This window comes from Streptomyces sp. MnatMP-M17 (genome assembly GCF_900091995.1).
Taxonomy (GTDB): Bacteria; Actinomycetota; Actinomycetes; order Streptomycetales; family Streptomycetaceae; genus Streptomyces.
The window spans coordinates 1-6935 of the sequence record NZ_FMDK01000851.1 but is presented as its reverse complement, the minus strand read 5'-3'; the positions used below and the strand labels follow the sequence as shown (position 1 = coordinate 6935).

Annotated in this window: 4 protein-coding genes; 2 read left to right on the top strand and 2 right to left on the bottom strand. The window is 68.3% G+C overall.

Annotated features, from left to right (window positions below; translation table 11 throughout):
* The first annotated feature begins 340 nt into the window (after window positions 1-340).
* Window positions 341-694: a hypothetical protein gene (locus GA0115259_RS31910; RefSeq protein WP_093603428.1), complete on the top strand. Its 354-nt coding sequence runs from the start codon at window positions 341-343 to the stop codon at window positions 692-694.
* 25 nt (window positions 695-719) lie between these two features.
* On the opposite strand, the gene GA0115259_RS31905 is transcribed toward GA0115259_RS31910, so the two are convergent.
* A complete protein-coding gene (locus tag GA0115259_RS31905) occupies window positions 720-1916 on the bottom strand; it encodes a C40 family peptidase (protein ID WP_093603430.1) in 1197 nt (398 codons plus the stop codon).
* A gap of 322 nt (window positions 1917-2238) precedes the next feature.
* On the opposite strand from GA0115259_RS31905, the gene pcrA reads away from it, so the two are divergent.
* Window positions 2239-4755, top strand: coding sequence for a DNA helicase PcrA (pcrA, locus tag GA0115259_RS31900; RefSeq protein WP_093603426.1), 2517 nt, complete (start codon window positions 2239-2241; stop codon window positions 4753-4755).
* A 96-nt stretch (window positions 4756-4851) separates the two neighbouring features.
* Here pcrA and GA0115259_RS31895 read toward each other — a convergent pair whose 3' ends face one another.
* Complete coding sequence (locus GA0115259_RS31895) at window positions 4852-6660, bottom strand: M23 family metallopeptidase (protein ID WP_093603424.1); 1809 nt, start codon at window positions 6658-6660, stop codon at window positions 4852-4854.
* Window positions 6661-6935 lie beyond the last annotated feature (275 nt).

Genomic DNA, 6935 nt, shown 5'->3' with positions numbered 1-6935 from the left:
GGCGAGGGCGAGGGTGGCGGCGGTGCGGCCGGTCGGGCCGGTGAGCCGGCGCTGCTTGCGTTTTCGGTGCGCTGCCACGAGGGCGTCCACTTCCTTCGGTACGGGTACGTACGGTCCGGGTCCGGCGGTACGAGTCGGCCGCCTGGAGAGGGACGCTATGGCGCAAGGTCACAGCTCGGTGTCGGCATGGCCGCTATTGGCTGGAGGTGAAGGTTCCGAAGCGCTTTGTGATCAGGATGATCCCGGCGGAATGGTGCCCTTCCGGTCCGACCCGGCCGATAGGGAAAGAAAGCCGTACCTCACCTGGGAGAGGTGATATGGACCCCGTTAGGCTCCGGCCATGGACGTACTCATCAATGTCTTCGTCGCCCTGCACATCATCGGCATAGCGTCGCTGCTCGGCGGCTTTCTGACCCAGATGAAGTCGATGAGCACCGGCACGGCCCGCTTCGGTCCCGCGATGCTGCACGGAGCGCTGACGATGCTGGTCACGGGCATCGCCCTGGTCGGCCTGAACCAGGCCGACGACAATCCCGTGAACAACATCAAGATCGGCATCAAACTGGCGATCCTCGTCGTGATCCTCGCCGTCGTCTATGTGAAGCGGGACGAGGAGACGGCGCCGAAGGGCCTGTTCAGCGCGGTCGGCGGTCTGACGACGGCCAATATCCTCATCGCCACACTCTGGACCTGAGGCATGAGGGGAGTGTGAGCGCCGGTCAGGCCGGGCGGACGCTTCCGTAGATCGGCATGTAGTAGATCGACTCCTCGCGGACGTTCGCGCCCGGCTTGGGCGCGTGGATCATCATGCCGTCGCCTATGTAGATGCCGACATGGCTGATGTCGTCGTAGAAGAAGACCAGATCGCCGGGGAGCAGATCTCCCGTCGCGACGCGTGTGCCGACCTTGACCTGTTCCCAGGTGGTGCGCGGCAGTTCCACGCCCGCTTCCCGCCAGGCGGCCTGTGTCAGGCCCGAGCAGTCGTACGAACTGGGCCCGGACGCGCCCCAGACGTATGGCTTGCCTATCTGCGCGCGTGCGAAGGCGAGGACCTTCGCGGCCTTGGTGGCATAGCCGCTGTCGGAGGATCCCGAGCCGGTACCGGAGCCCGTCCCCGCCCCGGAATCCGTGCCCGTGCCGGTCGCAGGCGGCTGGGCGGCCTGTTCCTGCTCGCGTGTGCGCTCGGCCTCGGCCTCCGCCTCCGCTTTCGCGCGGGCCTCCTCCTTGGCCTTCGCCTCCGCCTTCCGGCGGGCCTCCTCTTCCTTCTTGCGCTCCAGCGCCGCCAGCCGCTCCTGCTCCGCCGCGGTCAGCTGCGACAGCAGCGCACGGGCCGCGCCGAGCTTCTTCTGTACGTTCTCCTTGCTGGTCCGCAGCGAGGCCTGTGACGCGGTGAGCGACTCCAGACTCTTCGCCGCCTCCGCCCGCTCCTTCGCCGCCGCGGCCTGCTGCGCCTGATAGTCGGCCAGGACACCGCGCTGACGGTCCGCCAGCCGGTCCATCACCTGTGTCTGCTCGAAGTACGCCTGCGGGCTGTCGGAGAACAGCAGGGCGGCGGTCTGGGTGAGCCCGCCCTCGCGGTACTGCTCGGCCGCGAAGCTGCCCAGCGTACGGCGGGCCTCGTTCAGCTTGTCCGCGCGCTTGGCGACCTCGTCCAGCACGCGGCCGACCGCGCGCTTCTGCTTCTCCGTGGCTTCCTTGGCCTTGTTGTACTGCTGCGTCGCGCCGCCGGCCTGGCGGTAGAGATCGTCGACCTTCTTCTGCACCTCTTCGACGGACGGCCTGGGCTCGGCGGGCGCGGCGTTCGCGCTCTGTGCCGAGAGCAGCGTGACCGAAGCGAGTGCGGCCGTCGTGAGCCCGACGGCGGGGGAGTTGGTGCGTACTCCGCTACGGGTGCGCGACTTGCGATGCGACGCCAAGGCCAGCATCTCCTTCCGTCGAACTTCCTTATGGAATGTCCGATTTCGGCATAGGTCGCCCGCTCGGCGCGGGTCGCCTTCGGTGGTACGGGGTGCCTGACCGAGCACGCTAGCCAAACTGTGGTCCTCATGTGAAGGTCGATGGCCGATATGCCCGATACATTTTCGTGACCATTTGCTCATGCGATGAGGGAAAGTGTTTCCGGAGTGCCGTGCGGGGGTCGAGTGAGTGTTTTCGTCACGCTGTGTGACCGGGTGAAGACTTCCCGACTTTCCAAGGCGGGCGCGGGCTGTCAGTCCGGCGGCCTAGACTCGGAGAGCGATGAGCAGCCTCTTTGACGACAGTTTCCTGGCGGACCTCCAGCCCTCCGGTGACGAGCCACCGCCGCCGCCCGAGGACCACGACGAGCATGCCCAGGAGGCGGTGCCGGACGACCTCTTCAACGGCGCGTTCGACGCACCGCCGACGCGCGATCCCTACCACCGCGGCGGCTCGCCGCGTACGGTCGTGGATCCCGCGGCGCTGCTCGAAGGGCTGAACGAAGAGCAGCGCGCGGCCGTCGTGCACATGGGTTCGCCTCTGCTCATCGTGGCCGGAGCCGGCTCCGGGAAGACCAGGGTCCTGACCCACCGGATCGCGTATCTGCTGGGCAACCGCTCTGTGCATCCCGGCGAGATACTGGCGATCACCTTCACCAACAAGGCCGCGGGCGAGATGAAGGAGCGCGTCGAGCAGCTCGTCGGGCCGCGCGCCGGTGCCATGTGGGTGATGACCTTCCACAGTGCCTGTGTACGGATCCTGCGGCGCGAGTCCAAGCGGCTCGGATTCACCTCGTCGTTCTCGATCTACGACGCCGCCGACTCCAAGCGGCTGATGGCCCTGGTCTGCCGTGATCTGGACCTCGATCCCAAGCGCTACCCGCCGAAGTCCTTCAGCGCCAAGATCTCGAATCTGAAGAATGAGCTGATCGACGAGGAGACCTTCGCCGACCAGGCCGCCGACGGCTTCGAGAAGACGCTCGCCGAGGCGTACCGGATGTATCAGGCACGGCTGCGCGAGGCCAACGCCCTGGACTTCGACGACATCATCATGACCACCGTCCATCTGCTCCAGGCGTTCCCGGATGTGGCCGAGCACTACAGGCGGCGTTTCCGTCATGTGCTGGTGGATGAGTACCAGGACACGAACCACGCGCAGTACACGCTCGTACGCGAGCTGGTGGGCCCTTCCGGCGAGGACCACGATCCGGCGGAGCTGTGTGTCGTCGGTGACGCCGACCAGTCGATCTATGCCTTCCGCGGCGCCACTATCCGTAACATCCTCCAGTTCGAGGAGGACTATCCGGACGCCACGACGATTTTGCTGGAGCAGAACTACCGCTCCACGCAGACGATTCTCAGCGCGGCCAACGCGGTCATCGAGCGCAACGAGAGCCGCCGTCCGAAGAATCTGTGGACCAACGCGGGCGCCGGCGCCCAGATCGTCGGCTATGTCGCGGACACCGAGCACGACGAGGCGCAGTTCGTCGTCGATGAGATCGACCGGCTGACGGACGCGGGCGAGGCCAAGGCCGGCGATGTCGCGGTCTTCTACCGTACGAACGCGCAGTCGCGTGTCTTCGAGGAGATCTTCATCCGCGTCGGCCTGCCGTACAAGGTCGTCGGCGGAGTGCGTTTCTACGAGCGCAAGGAGGTCCGCGATGTGCTGGCCTATCTGCGGGTCCTGGCCAACCCGGAGGACAACGTTCCGCTGCGCCGCATCCTCAATGTGCCCAAGCGCGGCATCGGGGACCGCGCGGAGGCCATGATCGACGCCCTGGCGCTACGGGAGAAGATCACCTTCCCGCAGGCGCTTCGCCGGGTGGACGAGGCGTACGGCATGGCGGCACGCTCCGCCAATGCCGTGAAGCGCTTCAACACGCTGATGGAGGAGCTGGGCACGGTCGTCGAATCGGGCGCCGGGCCGGCGACGGTGCTGGAGGCCGTGCTCGAACGGACCGGTTATCTGGCGGAGCTTCAGTCCTCGACCGATCCGCAGGACGAGACGCGTATCGAGAACCTTCAGGAACTGGCGGCGGTGGCGCTGGAGTTCGAGCAGGCCCGCGCGCAGGCCGCCGCCGAGGCGACGGACGACGGCACGGCCCCCGCTGCCCCGGCCGCCGCGCCCGCAGCTGGCACGCTCGCCGAGTTCCTGGAGCAGGTGGCCCTCGTCGCCGACTCCGACCAGATCCCCGACGAGGACGAGGACGGCTCCGGCGTCATCACGCTGATGACTCTGCACACCGCGAAGGGCCTTGAGTTCCCTGTGGTGTTCCTGTCGGGCATGGAGGACGGCGTCTTCCCGCACATGCGCGCGCTCGGCCAGACGAAGGAGCTGGAGGAGGAGCGGCGGCTGGCGTATGTCGGGATCACACGCGCCCGTGAGCGGCTCTATCTGACGCGGTCGTCGATGCGGAGTGCCTGGGGGCAGCCCTCGTACAACCCGCCGTCACGGTTCCTGGAGGAGATCCCGGGCCACCATCTGGAGTGGAAGCGGACCGGAGCGCAGATCCCGGCGGGCCCGATGTCCGGTATCGCGTCCTCGCTGTCCGCGGCGGCGGGCGGTTCCGGTTCCTCGCGCTCGCGGTCGGGCGGCCCTTCGGGCTTCGCCACCCGGCGTACGACCGACCGGCCGGTGATCTCGCTGGCCGTCGGCGACCGTGTCACACACGACCAGTTCGGCCTGGGCACGGTGACGGAGGTGACGGGGACGGGCGCGGACACACAGGCGACGGTCGACTTCGGCGACACCAAGCCCAAGCGCCTGCTGCTGCGGTACGCGCCGGTGGAGAAGCTGTAGGGCGTGGTCCGCGAGCTCGGTCCGGAGCGACCTCGGCGGAAAGCGGAAAGGAGAAAGCCCCTCGGCCGAGGGGCTTTCTCCTTTCTACGCTGCCTACTACGTCGGGTCGAGGCCGTGGCTGCGGAGCCAGGACAGCGGGTCTATCGCCGAGCCGCCGCCGGGACGTACCTCGAAGTGCAGATGGGGACCGGTGGAGTTGCCCGAGTTCCCCGAATAGGCGATCACATCACCGGCCTTGACCATGCCGGAGCGGATCCTCGTGCTGCTGAGGTGGCAGTACCACGTCTCGGTGCCGTCGGCCGCGGTCACGATGGCCATATTGCCGTAGGCGCTGTTGTACTGCGTGCGTACGGTGCCGTCGGTCGCGGCCATCACCGGCGTGCCGTACGAGACGGGGAAGTCGATCCCGGTGTGCACGGACATCCAGTTGACGCCGGCCTGGCCGTAGTACGCGCTGAGGCCGTGCGCGGCCACGGGAAGGGCGAACTTGGGGCGCAGGGCCTCCTTGCGGGCCGCCTCCTCGGCGCGCTGCTTGCGCTCCGCCTCCTGCCGCTCCTTGAGGTCGATGCGCTCCTGCGTACGGCTGGCGCGGTCACCGAAGTCACGGGCGTCGGCGCTGAGGGCGGCGAGCTGGGTGTCCAGCTTGTTGTTGGCGGCGACGGGCTTCACGGAGCCGGGATCGGCGGCTGCCGTCGTCGTCTTGGTGTCGTCCTGGGCCTCTTCCGCGCCGAGGCCGCCGACGGAGGCGGCGGCGATACCGGCGACGCCCATCACACAGGCGGAGGGCACGGCGACGGTGAGGAGTGCGGAGCGCTTGGCGGGGGTACGTCGGCGGCCACGGCTGCCGGTTCCGCCTCCGCCGGCCCGGCGTACCGGGCGAGGTGTCACGGGCGTCACGGTTATGGCGGGCACGGTCATGGTCGGGGCCATGTGCAGCGAGTCGACCTCGGGATCGAACTCGGCGTCGGCTTCCGCCTTGCTCCTGGCGCGGTCGCGGTCGTCGGCCTCGTAACCGGGCTCCGCGTCGAAGCCGTCCTCGGGTTCGGGCTCGGGCCCGGGAGCGCCGTACTCGGCGTCGGGATCGTACTGATCGCGGTCGTAGTGGTGCTCGGGATCGTACGGGTCCTGCGCGTCGTACGAGTCCTTCGTGCCGTACTGGCCGTCGGCGTCGTAGTGGCCGTCCGTCCCGTACTGACCATCGGTGCCGTACTGACCGTCCTGGGTGTACTGCCCTTCCGCGTCGTACTGGCCCTGCGCCGGATCGGGCGTCGTGCCCGCCGAGTTCCATGCGGTGGCGTCGTACGCGTCGGTGTCGAACGAGGGCGCCATCCACAGCGCGGTCGGCTCGTATCCGACAGGCGCGGCCCTGAACTGCTCGGCGTCGAACGCCGCGGTCTCGAACTGCGCGGCCTGCGCCGGGTCGAACGGTGCCGTCGCGATCCCGCCCGACGCGTCGTATCCGAACGGCGCGTTCTCGAACTGCCCCGGGTGGCCGGTCCCGTTGAGCTGGTTCGCCTGGTTCCAGGCGTCGGCGTCCCACTGTCCGGTCATGTCCGGCTCGGCCGCCTGGCCCGGAATGCCCAACGACGGCTGATAGTCCGCCTGCTGATACTCCGCCGACGGCTGGTATCCGGTGCCGCTGGTGGTGACGTTCGCCCACTGGCCGCTCGTGTCGTACTGCGGCGTGCCGTACGCGTCGTATCCGGCCCCGGCCATCTGGTGCTGCTGCTGTGCGCCGCTGTCCCACTGGCCTGCGGTGTCGTACTGCGTCTCGTACGGCCCGACGGGGGCCGGAGCGCCTTCATAACCGCCCGGCAGGGAGCCGAAGAGCGGGTCGGTCTCGTAGCTGCCGGTCTGGTAACCGTCATATGCGGCGTACCCGGCGTGGGCGTGCTGGTCGTTCACCAACTTCTCTCTCGCCTCGGCAGCAGGACCAGGTCTGGGGAAATCCGGTCCTGTGCGGAGAGGACCCCAGAGGGAAAGCAGTGGCCGCGACTGTACCCGGCGGTATGCGACGGCGACAATCTTCCGCAGGTTTTGGGATCTGCGGAAACGGGCATTCGGCCGTGTTTCGGCGGACTGCGGGCACAGGCTTGGCCGTACGTTCGAAGACTGTTCGAGTGGACGGGCCGGGCGGCGGGCCCGACGCGCTGATTCGACGGCCGATCCGATCGGCTGGG

Coding starts and splice junctions, on each gene's coding strand:
- pcrA (WP_093603426.1), top strand. CDS start 2,239: ATGAGCAGCCTCTTTGACGACAGTTTCCTGGCGGACCTCCAGCCCTCC.
- GA0115259_RS31910 (WP_093603428.1), top strand. CDS start 341: ATGGACGTACTCATCAATGTCTTCGTCGCCCTGCACATCATCGGCATA.